Source organism: Alphaproteobacteria bacterium, from assembly GCA_033762625.1.
Taxonomy (GTDB): Bacteria; Pseudomonadota; Alphaproteobacteria; order UBA9219; family RGZA01; genus RGZA01.
In genome coordinates this window covers 12,393-34,136 of the sequence record JANRLI010000011.1, presented here as the reverse complement: position 1 = coordinate 34,136, position 21,744 = coordinate 12,393, and the positions used below count along the sequence as shown (strand labels likewise).

Sequence of the window (21,744 nt, the reverse complement as noted above, 5' to 3'; positions counted from 1 at the left end):
CGAACTAAAAAATTCCGTGCGCAAGCTATACGAAGAAAGCCGAAAAAGAAAAACAAAAATTTGAATATTCGGGTTAACGCTTGAAACCACTATGGATGGCAGCGATTCCCAAGCTTAAATTGCGGTATGTAGCAGCGCTAAAGCCTGCGTTCTGCATCAACTTAACCAGCGCCTGCTGGTCGGGGAAGGCACGAATACTTTCGGCAAGGTATTGATACGCTGCGCGGTCACCTGCAATTTTTTCACCGGCCCACGGCAAAAAACCAAATGAATAACGGTCATATGCCTTTTGCAATAACGGTACGGGAATATGGCTGAATTCCAGACAATAAAAACGACCGCCCGGTTTCAATACCCGCAAAATATCGGCAAGCGCTTTGGAAAGCCGCGTCACATTCCGCAATCCAAATGCAATCGTCACAACATCAAATGAATTGTCATCAAATGGCAATGCTTCGGCATTGCCTTCCACCCAGTTAAACGTGCCATGCAACCCCCTATCCATCGCGCGTTGCTTGCCAACATTCAGCATCGCGGGGTTGATATCGCAAATCGTAATTTTACTGGTGGGCTGTGAATGACGGCTGCGCGCGCGCTGCATCAGGAACGCGATATCGCCCGTGCCACCCGCCAAATCCATAATCGCTTCATGGGCCTTTGGCTGGACGTCATTTACAAAGTCGCGCTTCCACAAACGGTGAATGCCGAGCGACATCACATCATTCATGATATCATATTTGGGAGCGACACTTTCGAACACTTCGCGCACCAGTTTTGTGCGCGTTTCCGGCGCGGTTTTCCGGTAGCCAAAACCGCTTTGGGTGGTTTCAGTTTGCCCGTCGTTTGACACCTTGTTTATCTTTGCTTTTTTGGCGCGATTAACCATTAACACTCTCATATTAGGTGAAAGTATTCTTAGCTGATAAGATACTTTCAGGATAGAGGGAAAAGCGGCTAATGAGCGATATTATGGTCTTAACTGGTCACGAAATTGAAAGCAGATTTATGTCTGCTATGCGTGGCGGAATTGACTGGGTTCATGACACAGCCGGGACCTTGCGAAACTGGTTTAGCCATGCCGCCGATGAATGCGGCGCAAGAGGCGGAAGTGAGCACGCACGTCTGATGACACCTCATCCGGCACATGCCCCTGAATTGCACAGCGCTGCACATCATGATGAAAAAGCCCATCAAAGCTTTGGTGGATGGCTTGATTGGCTTGCCAATAAAAACAAACAGCAAAGTTGGGCTGTTCGCATCAATGAAATCATGCGCAAGGCAGGGGCTGCCTTCAGCTATCACAATTTACCGCGTTTTTTCCCGAAGCGCCCATCTACAGAATCCATTCACGCCCGTCCATTCACCCATGGCGCGCGCCCAGAAGTATGATTTGTAATTAAGCGGCGTCTGCGGCTAAAATCGTCTTATGCCTGAACTCCCCGAAGTTGAAACCGTGATGCGCGGCCTTTCTGCCGTACTGATTGGCCGTTCCTTTACATCGATTGAACTACGCCGCAAGGATTTGCGTTTTCCATTACCAAAAAATATGGAACGCGTGCTGCGTGGGCAACCAATCACATCGCTCGCACGCCGCGCCAAATACATCCTCATCAACTTTGCCAATGAGCAATCGCTGATTGTGCATCTTGGCATGTCAGGGCGCATGGTGATTGATGATGGCAAATCAAATGTACAAAAACACGACCATGTGATTTTCCGAACCAATAAAAACCACAGTATTCGGTTCAATGACCCGCGGCGCTTTGGCATGATGGATATCGTCGCAACATCCAAAACCAATACCCATAAATTACTCAAACATCTGGGTCCTGAACCTTTGGATGCAGCATTTACGGGCGAAGCCCTGTTCGCCAAACTCAAACCCAAAAAGGTCGCGGTAAAGCTGGCAATTATGGATCAACGCGTTGTCGTCGGCGTTGGCAATATCTATGCCTGCGAAGCGCTCTATGCGGCAGGCATCCACCCCGCGCGTCCAGCCAATAAAGTTACCTTAAGCGAATGCACAGCGTTGGTTGCCGCCATAAAGGCTGTTTTAAAACGCGCCATCGCCAAAGGCGGTTCAACGCTTCGTGACTATGTTCAGGCGGATGGCGAATTGGGATACTTCCAGCATGAATTCATGGTTTATGGCCGCGAAGGTGAGGCGTGCAAGGATTGCACCCATAAATCCAAAACCATTCAACGCATCACGCAGGGCGGACGTTCAACATTCTTTTGCCCCGTAAAGCAGAAATAGCACTTCGCCCGAACGGTTGCGTCACCCGCACAAGCGGCAGACGCAGAGCGAATGGCGCAAACAATTATACTTTGCCTCTGGCAACAAAGAACGGATTGAGGAACTTATCCTTCCCGTAGGTCAGCTCATTTCCATCCATGGTTTTAACGCTACCTCCTGCTGCGCGTAAAATCGCATGGCCCGCACCAATATCCCATTCATAGGTTGGGCCAAAGCGCGGATACATATCATATTGCCCATGCGCAATAAGGCCTAATTTGCGCGCGCTGGATTGCTGCTTGGTTGAACGTACCTTGAAGTCCTGCAAATAGTTTTTCAAACGCCCCGACCAGTCTTCGGTGCGATTGACGATGACATCAAACCCTTGCGTGCTGGGCATGCGCGCTTCAATCACGCTTTCCTGTTCGCCCGCACTTAAAAAATATGCCTGTTTGCCATCTGTATAATAGGTTTCATTGGAAACGGGGCTATGCAACACGCCCATCACCGGCACACCATTTTGAATGAAGCCAATATTAACGGTGAATTCATCTCCGCCCTCGACAAACGCTTTGGTGCCGTCCAAAGGATCAATCAGGTAATAGCGCCCCAGCTTGGTAACATCAGGCGATAATGAGGCAGTTTCTTCGGCAACCACGGGCTGTTGCAATCCCAGATTTTCCAGCCCTTCCAGAATATGTTCTTGCGATGCCATATCGGCAAGTGTCACGGGCGAGCCATCATTCTTGGCCGTTAATCCCAACACATCTTTTCCGGATTGATGTTGATTGCGCACGTTCAGGATGACTTGGCCTGCCTCACGCGCCAGTTGCACAAGCGCGCGGACATCGGTCAAATCAAAAACCACTAGAAGCTTTTCTTCTGTTTGACATCAACACCGCCCGCAGGAGCGCCAGCTGTTTCTTCAAGCTGCTGGATGATCTGCGTGAGGGAGTTGATCAGATCACTATCCTGCTTCTTCACTACCGGTGCTGGTTTAACCGCTTGCGGTTGAACGAAGGACTGCATCGGGTGTTGTGATGAATAGGATTGCTGGACAGGTTGCACAACTTGTTGCACTGCTGGCTGTGCCGGGGGCGGTACATGCGGCTGACCCTGCGGTGCGCCAAAGCTGTTTGGCACATAGCTTGTGGCAGGCTGCTGAATGGGCTGCGGCACATATTGCTGCTGCGGTTGTGGCGCAGGCTGTTGTACCGGCTGCTGGTATTGCTGGAATACCTGCGGCACAGGCTGCGGCTGATAGCTGGCTTGGGCAGCAGCTTCATTCTTACGGGTAATATCCCGCAAACGCTGCAACATTTCTTCCGCTGCTTCATCACGTGCCTGCTTGAAGGTTTGCGTGGTGGTTTGAATGATGCTGCCGGCCTTTTGTGTGCCTTCAGCTAAATCATGCAATGCACGTTCCATTTCACGGGTAATGCTGCCAAGCTGGCCGGTGATTTTATCACCCACCATCACAGTCAGATTTAATGTCTTATCCATACGTTCGTTCAGCGTGTCAAAACGGCTAAGTGGTGTATCAAGCGCCTGGCTTACCGCAACGCTTTGATGCGCTGCTGCTTGCGCAGCATTTTCCAACGTCGAAACCTGCTGTTGCACTTGCTGGCTGAGCGCCGAGATTTGGCGGGCCTGCTGTTCGGTTTCAATGGCGCTGTCACGCATATTGGCCGACAACGTGCGGTTGACCGCTTCAAGCTGTGAAAGCGCGGTTGCCAGCGCTTCTGCTGTTTGGGTCATGTTGATGTTCTGGTTTGCAACTTCCTGCCCGCTCGTGGTCACAATGTGCGCAGCACTTTCTGCTTCCTGTTTCACATTGACAATTTGCTGACCCAAATTCACAAGGCCGCCATTGAGACGCTCCATGATTTCAGCAAGCACGTTCTGGAAGCCATGCTTCAAAACGGTCATGCGTTCATCGGCCGCTGACATATGATCAGCCGTCTGCACAAAGCTTTGTTGCAGGCTGGCAAGGTTGCGTGACTGATGCATAATGCTGTCATTGAACACATTTAATGCATCGCTGGATTTCTGCGCTACATCATACAACGCGCTTTGGCTGCGTTGCAGCAATGTGTTGGTGGTGGAAAGGCTTTGCGCCACTTCCGAAACACCGGCTGAAATCTTGGCACTATCTGAACGCATCGAATTGGCAACGGTGTTGAAGCTTGCACCAACTTCCTGTGCTTGGGTTGCAGCGGCCACAATATCCTGCACCATCAACGATGAGCCGGACTGTGTTTCTTCAACAACCTTGCGCATTTCTTCGGAAATACGTTCGGCATTGCGTTCGGCATCAATAACCGCCTTGCGCATATCTTTGGTCAGCAAATCGCAATTGGCTTGCAACTGCGCTGCGGATTCTTGCGCGCGGGCGATGATATTCTTGAATTCGCCTTCGACTTGCTCGCGCATCTGTGCAAAGGCCGCAACGGCATCACGCTGCGTTTGCGTGCTATCGCCCTTCAATTCGGCTGCCATGGCAAGTGATGACTGGCGCATACCCTGCAATGCCAGTTCAACATAACTGGCCATACCCAATACCTGTTCTTCGGTCTTGGCACGCAAATCGGCCAGCATTTGCATCGCCTGTTCAGTGCCAATCGCAGCACCGGAGCGGATGCTTTCCATCACGCCCGAACCATTTTCCTGAATTTGGCGCAGATGCGTCACCAACACTTCAACCATACCCACAATGGTGGAACGGAAATCCAGCTGCATCGCGGAGATGTTCTGGTTCGCGCTGGCAAATGCTTTTTCAACTTCTTGTGTCATGGCGGTTGAGAGCTTGCTGCTTTCATCCTTCACGGTTGCCATGACCTCGCCGGTCTTGCTGACCACCAGATCAAGATTGCCTTCCACTGTGGCCGAAAGCTTGCTGCTTTCATCCTTAACCGTTGCCATGACTTCGCCGGTCTTGCTGACCACCAGATCAAGGCTGCCTTCCACATTGGAACGCATATCGCTCAGCGTTTGTAAAATAGAGTCGGCTGCGTTTTGCGCTTCATCCTTCATTGCCTCGCTGATGCCGCGGGCTTTCTGGTTCAGCGTTTCAATGGTGTTGCCGGCATTATCGGTCATGCCTTTGAGTTCGCTTTCAAAGGTTGAAATCATATCCGCCATGCTTTGCAACAAGCCGCCGGAAACTTCCTGCGCACTGGTCTTCATGCGGTCAATCTGGCCGCTCACATTGCGTACAAGGAAGTTGGTCTTTTCCAATGTTTCGTTCACATCAACACCGGATGCCGCAAGTTTGGAAGTTAAACCATCCAACTGGTCGGCGCCGCCTTTGATTTCGGAAGTAAAGCTTTGCAACTGCGCTTGCGCCTTGCCGGCCACATCTTCCAAACGGCTTGCCTGTGCTTCGAATTGTTCACGCAGATTTTGCGTTGCTTCGGCAAAACGTCCGGCCATTTGGTGAACCATGGTAATGGCCATCTCGCCGCGCTGTTGCAAGCCTTCACCCGTCGCCGACATGGTCGAAACAGCTTCGGCAACTTCGTTCTTGAATTCAAGCGTTGAGCTTAAAATACGCTGACCTGCATTGGTTGCATCTTCATAAGCTGCAATCGTGGTATCGCGAAGGCGCGTAATCTTTTGCTCCAGATTATCGGCAATATCAAACACACCCAGCGACTGGTTGGCAAAGCCATTGCCCAGCGCATCAAAGCGCATAAGAAGGCCTTCAGCCTCGGTCTTAAGGCCGGTAATTTGCTGGCGTAATTGTTCAGCGGCAAAGGATGCTGTTGCCCCTGCTTCGCTGGAAAGACGGTTGAGATATGCGGTGCTTTCCTGTGCGGAGCGGCGGATTTCGCTATCCACCTCAGCCAGATGTTCGCCCGCAAAGGTCAGGCTTGCCATCTGATCCATCAATGACTTGTTCACGGCTTCAACCTTGGCGATTGAACCATCGGCAACATGTTCAATTTGCGTTGCGGCTTCATTCAAACGTGCGAATGCGGATTGGCTGATGCCATCAAAGCGCTTGGCCATGCCTTCGGTGCGGTCGAATGCGATGACTGCATTGCGTTCCATACCCACGCTGGCGCTTTCGATTTGCGACAGGATTTCGGAAAGGCGCGCTTGCATTGCTTTGGCTTCGCCTTCAATCGAAATACGCACATTTTGCGCCTCTGCTTGCAGAGCAGCTGTGGTCGCTGCGAGATTTTCAATGCGCTGTTCGGCCTGCTGGCTTGCAGCGGCAAGGCCCACGGACTGTTCAACAAGGTTGGCCACAGCATCGCGCATGGTGTGCGCAATGGTCTGGCTACCTTCACTTACCGCGCTAATCTGGCGGTTGAATTGTTCATGCACATCGCTCAACCGCGCATATACTTCCTGTGCGGTATCGCCTGATGTGGTCTTGGCTGCAACCACCGCATGGGTAAATACCGACAAGCGGTCAAGCGCCTGCTGGGTTGCGCTGTCCAAAATCTGCGTGCTGTCATGAATTTGGTTGTGCACGCTCGTTAATTGCTGCGTGCGACCATCAATGGTTTCGCCAAGGCTGGAAAGGCGTTCCGCAGCGCCGCTGACCACAAAATCAAGGCCGCGGATTTTATCTTCAAGGCCAGCACCGCTCATATGGGTAATCTCCCCATAGCGCTTGCTGATTTCTTCGATATGCGCTTGGGCAATTTCGGTTGCGCCGCGCATCTGCTGCGACATCGCACTGAATTGCTCATTCAAATTGCCGAGCGCGCTTTCAATGCCCATCGCTTGGGATTCCAGCTTGCTGCGCACATCCGATGCCTGCTCGGAAAGAAGGCTAGCCGCAATGCGAATGCGTTGGTCAGCTGTCTGGCTGTCATGGATGAGACCATTAATGTCAAAGCTGAGCTGACGGACGGTTTCGCCAAGGCGCTTTTGTTCTTCTTCCGCAGTGGTGCTGATATCGCCCATACGGTTTTGCACTTGTTGTGCAACGTGGTTCAAGCGCAACAACACATCCTGGGTTGCCTGCATATTCCCATGTTGAATGGCTTCCATACGCGCTGCAACGGCATCAAGACCTGCAAGTGTTTCAGCAGCCTTATGTCCAGCATTATCGCCATAGGTTGCAAGTCGGGTGTTGAGCTCGGCGATATCGGCTGCATTCTTTTGCAAGGCCGCCGTAAAGCGGTTGAGCTGGTCTTCGCCCTGTTCAACACAGGTTCTCACGCGCGCCACTGCATCATTAAATGGCGCATCGGTTACCGTGCCAAGCTTGGCGAGCATGTCCACCATCTCGCCGCTGCGGGCAAGACCAGCTTCCACATGCTGGTACATGCTATCACGGGCGGCTTCAATCGCTTGTGCATTTTCATTCAGCAATGCAACGGCGTCATCCACCTTGGCCCGCAATTGCTGTTGCAGTGCTTCCTGCTGGTTATTCGCAGATTGAACAAGCGACTGCCATGTGCCTTCCGCTTCACGGGCGCGTTCAGACAGTTTCTGGCCGACATCTTCCAATTCATCATGGGTTGAATTCAAACGCGCCACATGCTGGTCGCTCATGCTTACCAATGAATTGAATTTTTCTTCAATGCTGCCAATCAAGCCGCTGCTGCTTTCCTTGGCCTGCTTTTCAGCTTCATAAATGCGTTCAATCATCACTTCCAGTTGCTGCAAGGAATAGCTGACCGCGGCGCTGGCCTGCTGGCTTGCGCTGGAGGCACGTTCGCTGCCTGATGAAATGCTTTCTACCTGGCTTGAAAGACTGCTGCCGATTACCGCAACGCGTTCCACAACATTCTTGGATACGTCGTCAAGGCGCTGCGCCATGCTATCGTAATGGCTGCTGGATTCACGGAACTGACGGGCAATACGTTCGCTCTGGTTGGCAACATCATCACGCACGCTGGAATATTTCTGGAATGCTTCCGATGCCGTGGTATCCAGCAAGACAACCGTATTCTGCAAATTCTGCATCAGATTGCCGGCTTGTTCTGCCAAACGAATCTGACGGCTTTCCAATTCATCGGTGCGTGAACCAATACCTTGGTTCGCTGCAAAAATCTGCGCTTCCAAACGGCTGGTCAATGCTTCCAATGCCGCGATTTCATGCGTCATGGTTTCCGACAATTGCTTGCCGCTTTGTGCAAGCTTGGCTTCCTTGCTGTCACTAATCGACGCAAAATGTTCAATCTGCGTGCCGATTTCCTGCATGCGCGCCATCAACCGCTGACCTGCAGCATCCAGAATATCCTGGTTCTTTGACAGCATATTGCCAAGTTCCTGCGCCGACTGGCGGGCAGCTTGCAAGGTTTCGCTCATACGCTGTGCGGATGCTTCGGTATCTTTTTCCTGACGGCCAATCTGCTCGGAAACATTCGCAACATCGGCAAGCTTCTGGTCTGCCGCAGCTTTGAATTGGTCAATCATCAAATGCAGGCGGTCAACCATGTCACCAAGTCGGCTTGCTGCTTGGTCAGCGCGGTCATCCAGCGTTGCGATGTGGCCCGCAATTTTTCCGGACAAATCGTTGAAGCGTTCGCGGTTATCATGCAGCAAATCTTCCAGAACTTCGCTGTTATCACGCACAATGCCAGCCACGCGCTGGATTTCTTTTCCGCTGCGTTCAGCCAGATTGTTGATCGCGCGTTCTTCTTCCTGCAAAACCTGAACCGCATTTTGCAATACATCATACGAACCATCGCCCGCTTGACGCAGCAATTCCAATTGGCGTTCCAGCGCTTCGTTAAAACGGCGCACGCGGGATTCAGCATTTGCGCCTGTACCCAACACCATCTGCAATTGGCGACGAAGCGGTTCGGTGATGGCCTTCACATCCGATGCGCGTTGCAGGTAAGCGATAATCATCCAAAGGAATGCAACAGGCGCAATCACGCCGGAGATACCAAGCGCGATGGTGGTAACAGGCAAGCCCGCAATGCTGCCCGATGAATTCACGCTCATGGTTGCAAGGAACACGGCAACAAACCAGATGATGGTCAATCCCATACCCGTCCAGAATGGCCATGATGCAAATTGTTCGCGTGGCTTTGGTGGATCGATGATCGCACCGCCCATTGCGCGGCGATTGCTTTCGTTTTGTTTATTGGTCACGCCGCTGCGTAACTGCGGAAAAGCTTGCGGCGGAACGGGCGGCGCAAGATGCTGCTGCGCGTAATTTTGGGGCGCTCCTTGCTGCGATTGCGGTTTGGCTTGATTTTGGGCCCCTTGATTCAAACTGGCAGAAGCTGGAGCTTGCGGTTTTTTCGCCATAGTTTCCTCGAGATGAGTGTGCGCAAATATATAATTTCAAAGCATAAAAACGCACGTTTATGAGTTCTTAATAAAAAACTAAAAACGGACTATTTTGATTCTTGAGGGGGCACTGTAGCAACATCAGGGGGGAAATTTGAACACAATTATTGCACGAAGATGAATTTAGCCTGTGGATAACTTTTTTGTTCAACAGGCGTAATTGCAACAGCTGAAAAGCACAGTCGTTGCAGCTATGATGCAACCGCGCCACAAGAACAAAACACGCTCATTTTTTTGCTCGCATTTCAGACTGAATTTTTGACTAGCGTGATGCTGCTTCTGGTGCTTGTGCTTGATCATTTAGGGCACCAATAGCCAATTCATGATCAACAATCTGGATCAGGCCGTTGCTGCCCACTTCCATTTTGGTTTTAAAGATGCAGTCTTTGAATAGCATACCGGCGTAAACCGTAAACGTACCGCTGGCGCGGTCATAATTCACGACTTTGGGCGGGGTCATGCGCAAAACTTCCTTCACGCGCTTCTTAACTTCTTCATCTGCATCCGCTGGCGGGTCAAGATTTTCAACCACGGTCATCGGACCATAAGGCCCCTGCACGCACGCAAAGAAGAAACCAAGATAATCGGCCATGTTGTCGGTACGAAGACTGATGGGGTCATGTTCATTCACGGTATAGATCGGGCGGTTGGTCCAATCCATCACAAAAGTCGCATCTTCGCCGCCATTGGGATTATGCAGCGCAAACATGCTTTTAGGTTGCGCTTCGCGTATATCGGTCAGTTCAAAGAATTGGTAATTTTCATAAAACGATAATTTGGCTTGGCGCACAGGGCTGGTACCCGGCGGCAACGCATACTCGCCAAGATGGGGATTAACAGCTGCGATGATGCGCATTGCATCTGCGCGTGGCAAAACTCGCCAATTTAGATTCATGAGACAATCACAATGTTATTTTCAACGCGTTTTTTAAATCGGTACTAATCTTGTAAACAGCCTGCCGATTTGGTCAAGCCAATTCAGCTGCAGCCAGCATTACAACCCGCATTTTTGCCTTGTTTGGGTTAAGAATGTCTTGATTGTTTGAATCACCTTTAAAACGCCTTATTTTAACGGCTTCATGTGTGTGCTACCCCCATCCCTTTCCAAGGAGTTTTTATGAAATACGCCTCTTTTATCATTGCCGCGATTGCATGCCTAACCATGGTCAGTGTTGCGCATGCAGAAACCACGGCCAAAGCACATGTTGAAGAACACGCCATCGGCAGCGCGATTGTGAAAGAGCCTGCCGTGCCCACCGGCGCGCCGCCTGCAGCGGCTCCTGCCGCAGCGCATGCTGCGCATGCCATGGCGATGACCGCACCACCAGGCGCAACACCAGCCACCAAAGAATTCATCGAAACCAATTCCAAAATGCATAGCGGCATGATGATTGATTTTTCCGATAACGCCGATGTGGATTTTGTAAAAGGCATGATACCCCACCACCAAGGCGCGGTGGACATGGCAAAGATTGTGTTGAAATACGGCAAAGATCCGGAAATTAAAAAGTTTGCCGAAGACATCATCAAGGCCCAAAGCGCCGAGATTAAGTTCATGAACGACTGGCTTGCCAAGCATCCTAAGTAACGGCATCCCAAGCAACCCCCTGTCATTGCGAGGAGAGCTTCAGCCCGACGCGGCAATCCAGAACTGTCTCAAACTGGATTGCTTCAGTGGCTAACGCCACTTCGCAATGACATCGCTTTTATTGCTTTGCCAAACTTTTCAAAGCATACAACTTTTCCAGCGCTTCCTTGGGTGAATAATCATCCGGGTTTAATGCATCAATCGCTTTATCCACCGCCGATTTATCGCGCAATGCCCTACTCGTAAAATCCTGCGGTTTTGCAGATGCAATCACGGTATTTTTATTCTGGCCCACGGATTTACCGCTTTCCAATTGCTGCAAAATTGCGCCAGCACGTGCAATCACTGCCGCGGGCAATCCCGCCAATTGCGCAACGTGCAGTCCATAAGAACATTCGGCAATACCTTCACCCACTTCATGCAGGAAGATAATCTCGTTTTCCCATTCCTTCACCTTGGCGGTCGCGCAGCGTAAATTCGGCAACTGGTCTTTCAGTACCGTCAATTCATGGTAATGCGTTGCGAATAATCCGCGGCATTTATTCTGGTAGTAAAGATATTCAAGGCTACCCCACGCAATCGAAAGCCCGTCAAAGGTTGCTGTGCCACGGCCAATTTCATCGAGTATCACCAGCGACTTTGCCGTTGCCTGATGAAGGATGGCGGCGGTTTCAATCATTTCCACCATAAAGGTTGAACGTCCTCTGGCCAAATCATCGGCGGCGCCAACACGGCTGAATAGTTTATCAACGATACCGATATGCGCCGAAGCAGCCGGAACGTATGAGCCCATTTGCGCAAGCACCACTAGAAGCGCGTTTTGCCGCAAAAACGTGGATTTACCGGCCATATTGGGGCCCGTCACCAGCCACAACCGGCTCGCCGCGCTTAAATCGCAATCATTGGCGATGAAGTTTTTGTTCAACACTTTTAAGCTGGCTTCCACAACGGGATGGCGCCCACCTTTAATATCAAATGCATCGCTATCATCAATGACCGGCTTGCACCAATTTTGTTCAACCGAAATTTCTGCCAATGCCGTTGCAACATCCAATTGCGCCATGGCGCCTGCTACAACGCGCAGGTCATCAAAATTCGCGAGCACCTTTTGCACCAACTCATCAAATAATTGCAGTTCAATCTGCAATGCCTTATCGCCTGCTTCACTGGTTTTGCGCTCCAGCTCCGCTAGTTCATTGGTGGTAAAACGCACCGCGCTCGACAATGTTTGGCGGTGAATAAAATCCTGATTAAACGGTGGTTGCAGCAGTTTATCCGCTTGCGCTGGCGTTATTTCCACATGGTAGCCAATGACGTTGTTATGGCGGATTTTCAGCGTGGTGATTTTGGTTTGTTGCACATATTTATTCTGCAACCCTGCAATCAGCTTCTTGCTGTCATCGCGCAAGCTTACCAATTCATCTAGCTGTGCATTGTAATTTGGCGCGATAAACCCGCCATCACGGGCAAGGAATGGCAATTCGGATTTCAGCGCGCGGCTCAGCACATCAATCAAACTGGAGTGCTCGCCCAGCTGCATGCCCAGTTTTTTTAAATCAGCATTCAATTCATGCGCATGCTGGTTCAGGAAGAACCGCAGCTTGGTCGCGCTTTCCAGTGCTACACGCACAATAGCCAAATCACGTGGACTTCCACGTTGCAGTGACAAACGCGTTAATGCACGCGGCAAATCGGGGCAGGCCTTCAGCATGGTCCGCAGCGCATCACGCCAATCATCATGCTGCACAAAACATTCAATTCGCGAAAGGCGCTCATTAATCGCAGCAAGTTCGGTCAGCGGCGCAGAAAGCTGTTCTGCTAATAACCGTGCACCTGCATGGGTTTGTGTGCGGTCAATGGTTGCCAGCAAACTTCCCTTGCGCCCGCCGTCTAGACTTTGCATCAATTCCAGATTACGGCGTGTCGCCGCATCAATGGCAACCACGCCTGCAACCGTCGCCATGCGCGGCGGCAATAACAAACTCACCTGCTGCTTTTGCGTCAATGCAATGTAATCCAGCAGCACGCCCAGCGCGGTAGTTTCATTTTTAGAAAATGCGCCAAAACTGTCCAAACTGGTGACACTGTATTGACGCAGTGCGGCGCGTTTCGCGCTTTCGCTGTCATAGCGCACCGGCGCGACATAGGTGATGATATCCTTTTGCGCATCGAGAAATTCACGCTTATCCTCTGCCGACATCATCTTTTGTGACACCACCAACTCGGCAGGGTTCAAACGGGAAAGGAGTGTCGGCACATCATTCCATGGCATGCTTTGCACATACGGAACGCCTTGCACCAAATCGCACCACGCAACACTAAATTCGCCCATGCTTTCCGATAACACCGCCAAATAATTCGCCCGCGCACTGTCCAGAAAACTGTCTTCAGTCAGCGTGCCGGGCGTAATGATGCGGATGATTTGCCGCGTGACGAGTGTTTTACCGCCCTTTTGCGTTTTGGCACGCGCTTTGGCTTCCTGCGGGTTTTCCATTTGCTCGGCAATCGCTACACGAAAGCCAGCACGGATTAATTTTGGAAGGTATGCTTCATAGGAATGCACGGGCACGCCGCACATCGCAATATCGTCTCCTTGATCCTTACCACGCTTGGTCAATGCGATATCCAGAACAGGGGCAGCTTTTACTGCGTCATCATGGAACAACTCATAAAAATCGCCCATGCGAAAAAACAGCAAGCATTCCGGATGCGCGTTTTTCAAATCCCAGTATTGCTGCATCATGGGAGTTAATTGGGGGGTAAGTGCTGGCGCATCGCCAGGTTCAGCAAAAAATGAGGGTTGGAGATTGGCTGTCATGCGCAAACTATAGAAGTGCGTTTGCGCGAATGTCATTCATTATGTGAGGGCCTATGTCAGGGTTATACACAAGCAACCCACAGGAATAGGGAAATCCCCGCTAACAAAGTCCTGAAGGCAAAAGTTAACGGGGGTTGCCACAAAGTAACCAAAATTTAGTAATTAGAACAAAAATCGATTACGGCTCGTAATGATTGGCTTCGCCGCGACTTACTTGGTTCTGATCGGGCTCGCCGAAGATAAAACTATTCGTTGCGCTGAGCGCCGTGCCACCCGCCCGAAAGATATTTGCGCAGATGTTATTCAACTTCACCACCTGCTTTTGCAGCGGCGTTAACTTATGTGAATCAACAGGGTAGCCTGCTAGAACCTGAAGGAACTCGTTCACTTCATCTTCCATCGACTTGAGGTGGTCTGGTTTCTTGTTATCGTTCATTTTGCGTCGCGCTAGCTTCGTTTGTGGTTTCGAAATTCGCTCATATTCGTGCTTGTTCATGCTTATAATTTAGCCAATTTCAGCTCCTTTCGCATCTGCGAAGTGAGATTTTTTTAGTGCTTTTTACTAATTATGATGCTTAGTATTAGCTATGATTACTATCAGCCAGATTAAAGCCGCCCGTACCCTGCTGGAATGGACCCAGCGCGACCTCGCCAAGCAGGCAGGGGTATCCCTAGCCTCGGTCGCCAATCTTGAACAAGGCGTGGGCAAGATTGGCGGCAAAGTGTTTGATGCCGTTTGCAAGGTATTGCAGCAAGCGGGCATTGAATTCACGCCCGAACCCGGCGTGCGCTTACGGCGCGAGAAATACCAGTTTCGCGTTCTGGAAGGCGAACACGCCGTTATCGAATTATGGGATGACATCATTCTTGCCTTGGGCAAAACCGGCGGCGAAGTGCTGATTAGCGGCGTTAGCAGCAAATTATGGCTCGCACGGTATAAGGAGGAAGTGACCGCAGCGCTGATTGAACGACGCAAACTTGGCATTCGCAATCGTCACATCATCCCGCAAGGCGACACCTTGATCTTGTCCGACACAGAAACCTACCGCGTAGCGCCGCCGCATTTATTGCAGCAGGTTCCCTATTATGTGTATGCCGACCGCTTTGCGATGATTAATTGGGGGCCACCCTTGCGCATTCTACTGGTGCATAATGCACTGGTCGCCGAGAGCTTCCGAAGCCAGTTCGAGTTTAATTTCCAGCACAGCAGGATTCTCAAGAAAAGCGATGTCGTCATCGCCAAGCTGGAAGGCTTGCCGAACAAACCAATTTAAGAACCATAACGGCTGCCATCACGGCCATATCTGTTTTGGTCTGGTTCACCACATAGGAAAACGCCGGTTGCTTTTAATGCGCTTCCGGTTGCTTTAAAGATTAATGCGCAACCCGCATTCAACGTAATAATCAGTTCACGAAGGCCTTGGCTATATTCGCTTTCATCGGCCTGACCACATAATAATTTGGTGATTTTTGATGTGTTTTGCATAATAAACCCCGTTAAATCGATGTTTTCGATGTTTTTATTATGCGGGGCGGGCTTTACTTTCCTGAGTGGAGAACGGCAAATATTTAATGAAAATCATTAGATTTACCGGTATATTTTAATGATGATCACTATTGAACAACTCAAAGCCGCCCGCAGCCTTTTGGCCTATACCCAGCGCGAATTGGCGGAGCGCGCATCCGTGTCACTGGCCGCCGTATCCAACCTTGAACAGGGCACGGGCAAAATGGGCGGCAAAGTCTTTGAAGCAGTATGCGGCGCACTTGAACGCGCAGGTATTGAATTCACGCCCGAACCCGGCGTGCGCTTGCGGCGCGAGAAATTCAATTTCAGAAATATCGAAGGTGATGGCGCAATCTTCGAATTATGGGAAGATATTATTGCCACACTTGGCCGCACGGGCGGCGAGGTTTTAATCAGCGGCGTTGATGAAAAAGTCTGGCTCAAGAAATATAAAAAAGAACTGACCGCCGCCCTTATTCAGCAACGCAAACTTGGCATCACCAACCGTTTGCTGATTGCAGAAGGTAATAACCTGGTCATCATCGGGCCTTCCACCTACCGCGCTGTGCCATCCTATCTGTTCCAGCAAGCGCCGTATTTTGTCTATGGCGATCGCTTTGCGATCATCAATTGGGGCCCGCCATTGCGTGTCCTATTGGTACAAAATCCGCTGATTGCGCAGACCTTTCGTAACCAGTTTGAATTCAATTACTTGCACGGCAAGCCCCTTGATAAAAAGAAAGTGGCGATTGCCAAACTGGAAGGTCTGCCCTATCTGCCGGATTAGCGTTATGCCGCGTCGCGGTGCAGTTCAATCGCACGCTCGATACTGGGCGCGGTGTAAAATTGTAACTCGGGCCGTTTTACACCATACCGGATAAGGCTGCGTAAAATACGCGTCGATGCATGGGTAATCACAACTTTTGTCCCCTTGCGCTTGGCGCCGCCAATCACGCCTTTTAATGCAGAGGCGCCTGTGGAATCCAGCAATGGCACATCGGCAAAATCCAGAACCAGCAACCGCGGCGGTTTGCTTTCGCGGCCCATGGTTGCAGTGAGTTCCGATGCCGCGCCAAAAAAGAACGGCCCGTGAATGCGGTAAATCACAATGCTCTGGTCCAGATTTGGAATATCGAAGTATGGGCGCGGCGCGCGTACCACATCCGGGCGCTCCACCTCTACCAACTTCACATTGGTTTCAACTTCCACTACATCAGCCATATTATGCATGAACTTAAACGCAGCCAGCACCACGCCCACTTCAATACCGAGCGTCAGGTCATAAAGCACAGTCAGCGTCATGGTAAGCAGCAGCACAGTGCGATCCCCCCATGTGGCATGGCTGATAAATTCGCCGACCACATGCACCTCGCTCATATTCCATGCAACAATCGCCAGAATGACCGCCAAAACCGCCAATGGCACATAAGCCGCCAACGGGGCAGCCACCAGCATAAATACCAATAAGAACACCGCATGCAACATGCCGGATACCGGGCCTGTTGACCCGGCGCGGATATTGGTTGCCGTGCGGGCAATCGCGCCGGTGGCTGGCAGCCCGCCAAATAACGGCGATACAATATTGGCAACACCCTGCGCGACCAATTCGGCGTTGGAGCGATGACGGCGACCCGTCATACCATCTGCCACAACAGCAGATAACAAGGATTCAATTCCGGCAAGCAGTGCGATGGTTGCCGCATCCGGCAACACTGCGCGTAATTTTTCCAATGAAAAAACCGGCCATTGCGGCATGGGCAATGCGCTGGAAATAGCACCGAATTTCGAACCAATCGTCGTCACATCCAGCGACAAGAACGAAACAGCAAACGCGGCAGCAACCACCACAATTAACATACGCGGCCATTGCGGTCGGTATTTCTGCATGATCAACAACGCAATCAAGCATCCCAGCGATAACATTATTGTGCTAAGCTTTGCCGTCGGCATCGCATGAATGATGGCCCATAATTTTGGAACAAACTCGCCGGGCAATTTACCCACCGTAAGGCCAAATAAATCCGATAATTGGCTCACCATAATCGTAATGCCAATGCCTGCGGTAAAGCCAATCGTGACAGGATACGGGATATATTTAATGTAATTGCCCAGCCTTAAAAACCCGACTATCAGCAGCATAATTCCTGCAAGGAATGTCGCCAGCAGCATCCCGTCATAGCCGTGATGTTCAATCGTGCGATAGACAACAACAATAAACGCCGCTGTCGGTCCGCCAATCTGGTAACGGCTTCCGCTCAATGTGGAGATGATAAATCCGGCGATAATTGCGGTGAACAATCCGCGTTCAGGCGTTGCGCCCGATGCAATCGCAATCCCCATCGCCAGCGGCAACGCCACCACCGCAACGGTGAGGCCAGCAATAATATCTTTGATTAACCGATCCAGCCCATAGCCTTCGTGCAAAACGGTCAGCAGTTTTGGGCGGAATAATTCAAGATAGTGGCGAAGGCTCATTTGCTTCATGCGCCGATAATTATGCACCCGGACAAATGCACACTAAAAGCAAAATTCACCGCGTCGCCCATACAAATAAACTTGTTTAAGTTATGCTGGTTCAGTTTATGTGTAGGGTGAAACAAAAAAGGGCGTTCTTAAAGAACGCCCTTTTATAAGTTTTAGCGGATTGGATCCCCGCTTTCGCGGGGATTTCGCCAAATAATTACAACGTAATTATTTAAGCTCAACCTTACCGCCAGCAGCTTCGATCTGCTTCTTGAACTTCTCAGCATCTGCCTTGGAGAGGCCGTCCTTAACGGTCTTTGGTGCGCCTTCAACAAGGTCCTTGGCTTCTTTCAGGCCAAGGTTGGTGATTGCACGAACTTCCTTGATCACGATGATCTTGTTCGCGCCGCCATCGGTCAGAACGAGGGTGAATTCGGTCTGTTCTTCAGCAGCAGGACCGCCAGCAGCAGGCGCACCGCCCGCAGCAGCAACCGCAACCGGAGCAGCAGCAGAAACGCCCCACTTTTCTTCAAGCAATTTTGACAATTCAGCAGCTTCGAGAACGGTCAAGGTTGACAATTCATCAACCAATTTTTCTAGTTTTGACATAAGTAACTCCTATTTAGTTAGTAGAACAAAAAAACACTTGTGTTCCGAAAATCCCGATTACCGTCGGTTTATAAATTGTAAGGCTTGCGTCAGATGCGATGGTGTTTCGAGAACCGGAGCGGAGCGTACGTTTGAGTACGTGAGCACCGGAAGCGCAGAAACAGCAAGCAGATGACCAAGGATTACGGTTTATTCTCCTTTTTTGGCTTTTGCGGAAAGCACGCGGGCAATCTGACCAGCGGGAGCTTTGAGCAATACAGCCATACGGGTAGCAGGGGTTTGGAGCATTCCAACAATCTTCGCGCGCAGCTCGTTGATCGAAGGCAGGGTGGCGAGCGTTTTGGTCGCATTCGCATCCAGCATCTGACCATTGAGATTTGCACCAACGAGCTTCAGTTTTTGATTGGTTTTTGCAAAATCAACCAGAACCTTGGCAATGGCCACCGGGTCTTTTGCATATGCAATCGCCGTTGGGCCTTTCATCAGTGGCGTTAAGCCTTCAAAGGTTGTGCCCTTCAGAGCAATGCGTGCCAGCGTGTTTTTAATCACACGGAAGCCAGCACCTGCGGCGCGGATTTGACCACGCAGCTTGGACACTTCTGCAACGGTGAGGCCAGAAGCCTGAACCACTACTGCAAATTCTTGTCCGCCCAGAGCTTTTTGAAAGCTTTCGACTGTTTCGGTTTTTAGCGTACGATTTTTATTCATGACGCCTCCTTCCATTAAAAAACAGGTTCAGAAAACATTTCTAAACCCAACCATGTTCCATGCGCACACCCACGAGACAAAGCGTCGCTGATGCGTTCATGAAATCTGTTTCGTTTGACGGGGAAAAAGGAAGAGGCACGAAATATGCGGCATGCGCATATTTTGAAAATCCTATATTCTTCCGTTTCTGCGCGGGATATTAAGAGGCCCATCTTTTTTAAAGAGGCCCTCACCTGCGGTCTTGGAAACTGATGGCCGGGGGTTACCCGGTTGCCGCTGGTTATAGTGGGGTTTAAGCGCATAAACAACCAGGAAATTCAGGTTTTCAGAGTGAAATTATTAATGCCGTTGAACCGCCGCGTTCCATGACTAAAATACCCTTATATTTAAAGGATTTACAGGCTTCAAAACCATGGCACGGGCAGTTCCAACCAAAGACAGCAGCTTAAGGGATATTATTTTGTACATCCTTGAAGCGCAGGGCGAGATTACGGAGACCCCAGTAGGCATTCGTGCAGCCGCGCAAAAACTATCCGCAGGCCAATCGCAAAAATCACAGAGCATGACGCTGAACTTCCTGCTCGGCAATCGCCCACACACTACTAAAGCTGAAATTCAAGCCGCAGGCTGGCAAGCCAATTTGCGCAAAATTTCCAAACGGCGCTTTGCAGAATGCCAATCACTTTATACCGCGCAGCTTAATCTGCTTGCCAAAGATGCCGCGTCCACAAAATTTGTATTACCGGAAAACTTTGCAGATACCGTTCTGCATATGATTGGCGGCAAGGATAATATTCAGGACGCGGCGCAAAAGCTCGGTATGTCCACGGCTGATTTGCGCGCATTTGCCATTCAGGGCCGCGTACCGGTTACCAAAGAATCCATCGATAATCTCGTTAAAAAACTTGAAGAAGCCTTTCCCGATGAAGCGTGGATTTCACCCCTGCTTCGCGCCTACGCCGAACAGCATCTTACCGTATATCAGGCCAAAACCGGTAAAAAAGCCAATGTCGAATTGTTTCGCCAGGTCGCGCGCGAATTACTGACCGATATACGTCATCAATTGGCCTTAACGCAAAGTGAAGTGGAAGAACGCTTGAAGGCAGCGCAAGCAGGCACCCTTGGCACCAACGAAACGCCGCCGCGCCGCATTTCGGTTGCACGGGTTGCAATCGGAAAAGTCCGGGCGTTCGAAGCAGATGAAAAAATGGGCGCCAGCGTATTTGTGTCGTGCATCCGCTCATTCTCCGATGTCATGTTTTTAGAACGCAATAATCCCAAGCAGCATAAACTGCTCGGCTTCTTGGCGAACGCAATTAGCCCTAAATAGATTTACCTGAATAACGCATTAACCGCTGTGCGCTTTGGAAGGCGGCGCTGAATATCGCGCGTCGCGCGGTCATAGATCACGCTGTCTTCGGGCGCATCGGGATTTGTTATTCCCAAATCTTCATCAAGATATTGCTTGGCACTGCGGCTGCGGGTGCAATAAATCTTCGTGCCCAGCATTGCCAATGCAGATAATTCACCCGCGGTCAGCGCCATGCGCGCCATATGCAATGAACCGCCGAACAAAGCCATATCACCGGCGAATGCAATGGCAGCGAGCGTGAAATAATTCCGCCGCGCATGTTGCACCTTGCCTTCGGCCAAATCCCAGATGCCCGTTAGCACCCCTTTCAGGTAAGCAGGCGGCATGCTTGCATCACCGCGCACCATCAGGCTGCGATGATAGGTTTCAATAAAGCCATGTAAATTCTTAGTGGTCATTTGGCCTATAAAAAAGGGGAAACAAGTTTCCCTGTTCCCCCTGAATTTTTAGAATCTCGCTACGGTTTATGCCGTAGTCGGGATTATTATGCACTTTCAGCGATAACGCTTGGCACATCCAGCTTCACGCCTGCACCCATGGTGGATGAAATGGCGATGCGTTGAATGTAGTTACCCTTGGCTGCTGCCGGCTTTGCCTTGGTCACTGCTGCAACAAAGGTTTTGATGTTTTCGGCAAGCTTGGCTTCGGTGAACGATGCCTTGCCAATGCCTGCTTGTACGATACCCGCTTTTTCAACGCGGAATTCAATCGCACCCGCTTTGGCTGCTTTCACCGCTTCCACGACGTTTGGCGTTACGGTGCCAAGCTTGGGGTTTGGCATCAGACCGCGCGGACCCAAAACCTTACCCAGCTTACCCACGATAACCATCGTATCCGGCGCTGCAATCACACGGTCGAAACCCATTTCGCCGGCTTCGATTTTTTCAGCCAGATCTTCCGCGCCAACAAATTCAGCGCCTGCTGCTTTTGCTGCTGCTGCTTTTTCGCCCTTGGCAAACACAGCTACACGAACCGACTTACCGGTGCCGTGCGGCAATTGAACCATGCCGCGAACATTCTGGTCGTTCTGGCGTGGATCAACACCAAGGTTCATAGAAATTTCGATGGTTTCATCGAATTTCGCATTGGCATTGGCTTTTACAAATTTGATTGCTTCGTCCAACTTTACCGAAGTCTTTGGAGCCGAAGCTTGGATTTTCTTGAAACGCTTACCCAT

The 21,744-nt window shown here is 50.7% G+C and carries 18 protein-coding genes; 6 read left to right on the top strand and 12 right to left on the bottom strand.

What is annotated here, in order from left to right:
- Positions 1-73 precede the first annotated feature (73 nt).
- Complete coding sequence (ubiE, locus tag SFW65_05810; protein MDX1922623.1) at positions 74-886, bottom strand: bifunctional demethylmenaquinone methyltransferase/2-methoxy-6-polyprenyl-1,4-benzoquinol methylase UbiE; 813 nt, start codon at positions 884-886, stop codon at positions 74-76.
- Positions 887-957: 71 nt separating this feature from the next.
- Here ubiE and SFW65_05805 point away from each other — a divergent pair, with 71 nt between their 5' ends.
- Both SFW65_05805 and mutM read left to right on the top strand, forming a co-directional pair.
- A complete protein-coding gene (locus SFW65_05805) occupies positions 958-1,389 on the top strand; it encodes a hypothetical protein (GenBank protein ID MDX1922622.1) in 432 nt (143 codons plus the stop codon).
- Between the two features lie 37 nt (positions 1,390-1,426).
- On the top strand, positions 1,427-2,257 hold the full coding sequence (gene mutM / locus SFW65_05800) for a bifunctional DNA-formamidopyrimidine glycosylase/DNA-(apurinic or apyrimidinic site) lyase (GenBank protein MDX1922621.1): 831 nt from the start codon (positions 1,427-1,429) through the stop codon (positions 2,255-2,257).
- Positions 2,258-2,321: 64 nt separating this feature from the next.
- Here the strand turns inward: mutM and SFW65_05795 are convergent, their stop codons facing one another.
- From SFW65_05795 to SFW65_05785, 3 genes are all read right to left on the bottom strand, one after another.
- A complete protein-coding gene (locus tag SFW65_05795; GenBank protein MDX1922620.1) occupies positions 2,322-3,092 on the bottom strand; it encodes a 3'(2'),5'-bisphosphate nucleotidase CysQ in 771 nt (256 codons plus the stop codon).
- Between the two features lie 11 nt (positions 3,093-3,103).
- Positions 3,104-9,460, bottom strand: coding sequence for a hypothetical protein (locus SFW65_05790; protein MDX1922619.1), 6,357 nt, complete (start codon positions 9,458-9,460; stop codon positions 3,104-3,106).
- A 304-nt stretch (positions 9,461-9,764) separates the two neighbouring features.
- The gene (locus tag SFW65_05785; protein MDX1922618.1) at positions 9,765-10,397 is read right to left on the bottom strand and encodes a hypothetical protein; all 633 of its coding nucleotides are present in this window, start codon (positions 10,395-10,397) and stop codon (positions 9,765-9,767) included.
- A 222-nt stretch (positions 10,398-10,619) separates the two neighbouring features.
- On the opposite strand from SFW65_05785, the gene SFW65_05780 reads away from it, so the two are divergent.
- Positions 10,620-11,090, top strand: coding sequence for a DUF305 domain-containing protein (locus SFW65_05780; GenBank protein ID MDX1922617.1), 471 nt, complete (start codon positions 10,620-10,622; stop codon positions 11,088-11,090).
- Between the two features lie 118 nt (positions 11,091-11,208).
- Here the strand turns inward: SFW65_05780 and mutS are convergent, their stop codons facing one another.
- Positions 11,209-13,908 (bottom strand): DNA mismatch repair protein MutS, encoded by a 2,700-nt coding sequence (gene mutS / locus SFW65_05775; GenBank protein ID MDX1922616.1) that lies wholly within the window; start codon positions 13,906-13,908, stop codon positions 11,209-11,211.
- A 178-nt stretch (positions 13,909-14,086) separates the two neighbouring features.
- Positions 14,087-14,344, bottom strand: coding sequence for a hypothetical protein (locus SFW65_05770; GenBank protein ID MDX1922615.1), 258 nt, complete (start codon positions 14,342-14,344; stop codon positions 14,087-14,089).
- Positions 14,345-14,495: 151 nt separating this feature from the next.
- Between SFW65_05770 and SFW65_05765 the strand changes: the two genes are divergently transcribed.
- Entirely contained in the window at positions 14,496-15,182 is a 687-nt protein-coding gene (locus SFW65_05765) for a helix-turn-helix transcriptional regulator (protein ID MDX1922614.1), read from the top strand.
- Here the strand turns inward: SFW65_05765 and SFW65_05760 are convergent.
- The gene (locus SFW65_05760) at positions 15,179-15,394 is read right to left on the bottom strand and encodes a hypothetical protein (protein MDX1922613.1); all 216 of its coding nucleotides are present in this window, start codon (positions 15,392-15,394) and stop codon (positions 15,179-15,181) included. The two genes, SFW65_05765 and SFW65_05760, sit on opposite strands and share 4 nt — an antisense overlap.
- A 118-nt stretch (positions 15,395-15,512) precedes the next feature.
- Between SFW65_05760 and SFW65_05755 the strand changes: the two genes are divergently transcribed.
- Complete coding sequence (locus tag SFW65_05755; protein MDX1922612.1) at positions 15,513-16,202, top strand: helix-turn-helix domain-containing protein; 690 nt, start codon at positions 15,513-15,515, stop codon at positions 16,200-16,202.
- A 2-nt stretch (positions 16,203-16,204) separates the two neighbouring features.
- On the opposite strand, the gene SFW65_05750 is transcribed toward SFW65_05755, so the two are convergent.
- From SFW65_05750 to rplJ, 3 genes are all read right to left on the bottom strand, one after another.
- Entirely contained in the window at positions 16,205-17,890 is a 1,686-nt protein-coding gene (locus tag SFW65_05750; GenBank protein ID MDX1922611.1) for a SulP family inorganic anion transporter, read from the bottom strand.
- Between the two features lie 216 nt (positions 17,891-18,106).
- Complete coding sequence (gene rplL / locus SFW65_05745) at positions 18,107-18,487, bottom strand: 50S ribosomal protein L7/L12 (GenBank protein ID MDX1922610.1); 381 nt, start codon at positions 18,485-18,487, stop codon at positions 18,107-18,109.
- Positions 18,488-18,676: 189 nt separating this feature from the next.
- Positions 18,677-19,195 (bottom strand): 50S ribosomal protein L10, encoded by a 519-nt coding sequence (rplJ, locus tag SFW65_05740; GenBank protein ID MDX1922609.1) that lies wholly within the window; start codon positions 19,193-19,195, stop codon positions 18,677-18,679.
- Positions 19,196-19,607: 412 nt separating this feature from the next.
- Between rplJ and SFW65_05735 the strand changes: the two genes are divergently transcribed.
- Entirely contained in the window at positions 19,608-20,525 is a 918-nt protein-coding gene (locus tag SFW65_05735) for a hypothetical protein (GenBank protein MDX1922608.1), read from the top strand.
- Between the two features lie 2 nt (positions 20,526-20,527).
- Here the strand turns inward: SFW65_05735 and SFW65_05730 are convergent, their stop codons facing one another.
- Positions 20,528-20,965: a hypothetical protein gene (locus SFW65_05730; GenBank protein ID MDX1922607.1), complete on the bottom strand. Its 438-nt coding sequence runs from the start codon at positions 20,963-20,965 to the stop codon at positions 20,528-20,530.
- Positions 20,966-21,051: 86 nt separating this feature from the next.
- Positions 21,052-21,744: a 50S ribosomal protein L1 gene (gene rplA / locus SFW65_05725; protein ID MDX1922606.1), complete on the bottom strand. Its 693-nt coding sequence runs from the start codon at positions 21,742-21,744 to the stop codon at positions 21,052-21,054.

What these genes read in the sequence shown, in the direction of transcription:
- ubiE (MDX1922623.1), bottom strand. Translation starts at nt 886, where the DNA reads ATGGTTAATCGCGCCAAAAAAGCAAAGATAAACAAGGTGTCAAACGAC.
- SFW65_05805 (MDX1922622.1), top strand. Translation starts at nt 958, where the DNA reads ATGAGCGATATTATGGTCTTAACTGGTCACGAAATTGAAAGCAGATTT.
- mutM (MDX1922621.1), top strand. Translation starts at nt 1,427, where the DNA reads ATGCCTGAACTCCCCGAAGTTGAAACCGTGATGCGCGGCCTTTCTGCC.
- SFW65_05790 (MDX1922619.1), bottom strand. Translation starts at nt 9,460, where the DNA reads ATGGCGAAAAAACCGCAAGCTCCAGCTTCTGCCAGTTTGAATCAAGGG.
- SFW65_05785 (MDX1922618.1), bottom strand. Translation starts at nt 10,397, where the DNA reads ATGAATCTAAATTGGCGAGTTTTGCCACGCGCAGATGCAATGCGCATC.
- SFW65_05780 (MDX1922617.1), top strand. Translation starts at nt 10,620, where the DNA reads ATGAAATACGCCTCTTTTATCATTGCCGCGATTGCATGCCTAACCATG.
- mutS (MDX1922616.1), bottom strand. Translation starts at nt 13,908, where the DNA reads ATGACAGCCAATCTCCAACCCTCATTTTTTGCTGAACCTGGCGATGCG.
- SFW65_05770 (MDX1922615.1), bottom strand. Translation starts at nt 14,344, where the DNA reads ATGAACGATAACAAGAAACCAGACCACCTCAAGTCGATGGAAGATGAA.
- SFW65_05765 (MDX1922614.1), top strand. Translation starts at nt 14,496, where the DNA reads ATGATTACTATCAGCCAGATTAAAGCCGCCCGTACCCTGCTGGAATGG.
- SFW65_05760 (MDX1922613.1), bottom strand. Translation starts at nt 15,394, where the DNA reads ATGCAAAACACATCAAAAATCACCAAATTATTATGTGGTCAGGCCGAT.
- SFW65_05755 (MDX1922612.1), top strand. Translation starts at nt 15,513, where the DNA reads ATGATGATCACTATTGAACAACTCAAAGCCGCCCGCAGCCTTTTGGCC.
- SFW65_05750 (MDX1922611.1), bottom strand. Translation starts at nt 17,890, where the DNA reads ATGAGCCTTCGCCACTATCTTGAATTATTCCGCCCAAAACTGCTGACC.
- rplL (MDX1922610.1), bottom strand. Translation starts at nt 18,487, where the DNA reads ATGTCAAAACTAGAAAAATTGGTTGATGAATTGTCAACCTTGACCGTT.
- rplJ (MDX1922609.1), bottom strand. Translation starts at nt 19,195, where the DNA reads ATGAATAAAAATCGTACGCTAAAAACCGAAACAGTCGAAAGCTTTCAA.
- SFW65_05735 (MDX1922608.1), top strand. Translation starts at nt 19,608, where the DNA reads ATGGCACGGGCAGTTCCAACCAAAGACAGCAGCTTAAGGGATATTATT.
- SFW65_05730 (MDX1922607.1), bottom strand. Translation starts at nt 20,965, where the DNA reads ATGACCACTAAGAATTTACATGGCTTTATTGAAACCTATCATCGCAGC.
- rplA (MDX1922606.1), bottom strand. Translation starts at nt 21,744, where the DNA reads ATGGGTAAGCGTTTCAAGAAAATCCAAGCTTCGGCTCCAAAGACTTCG.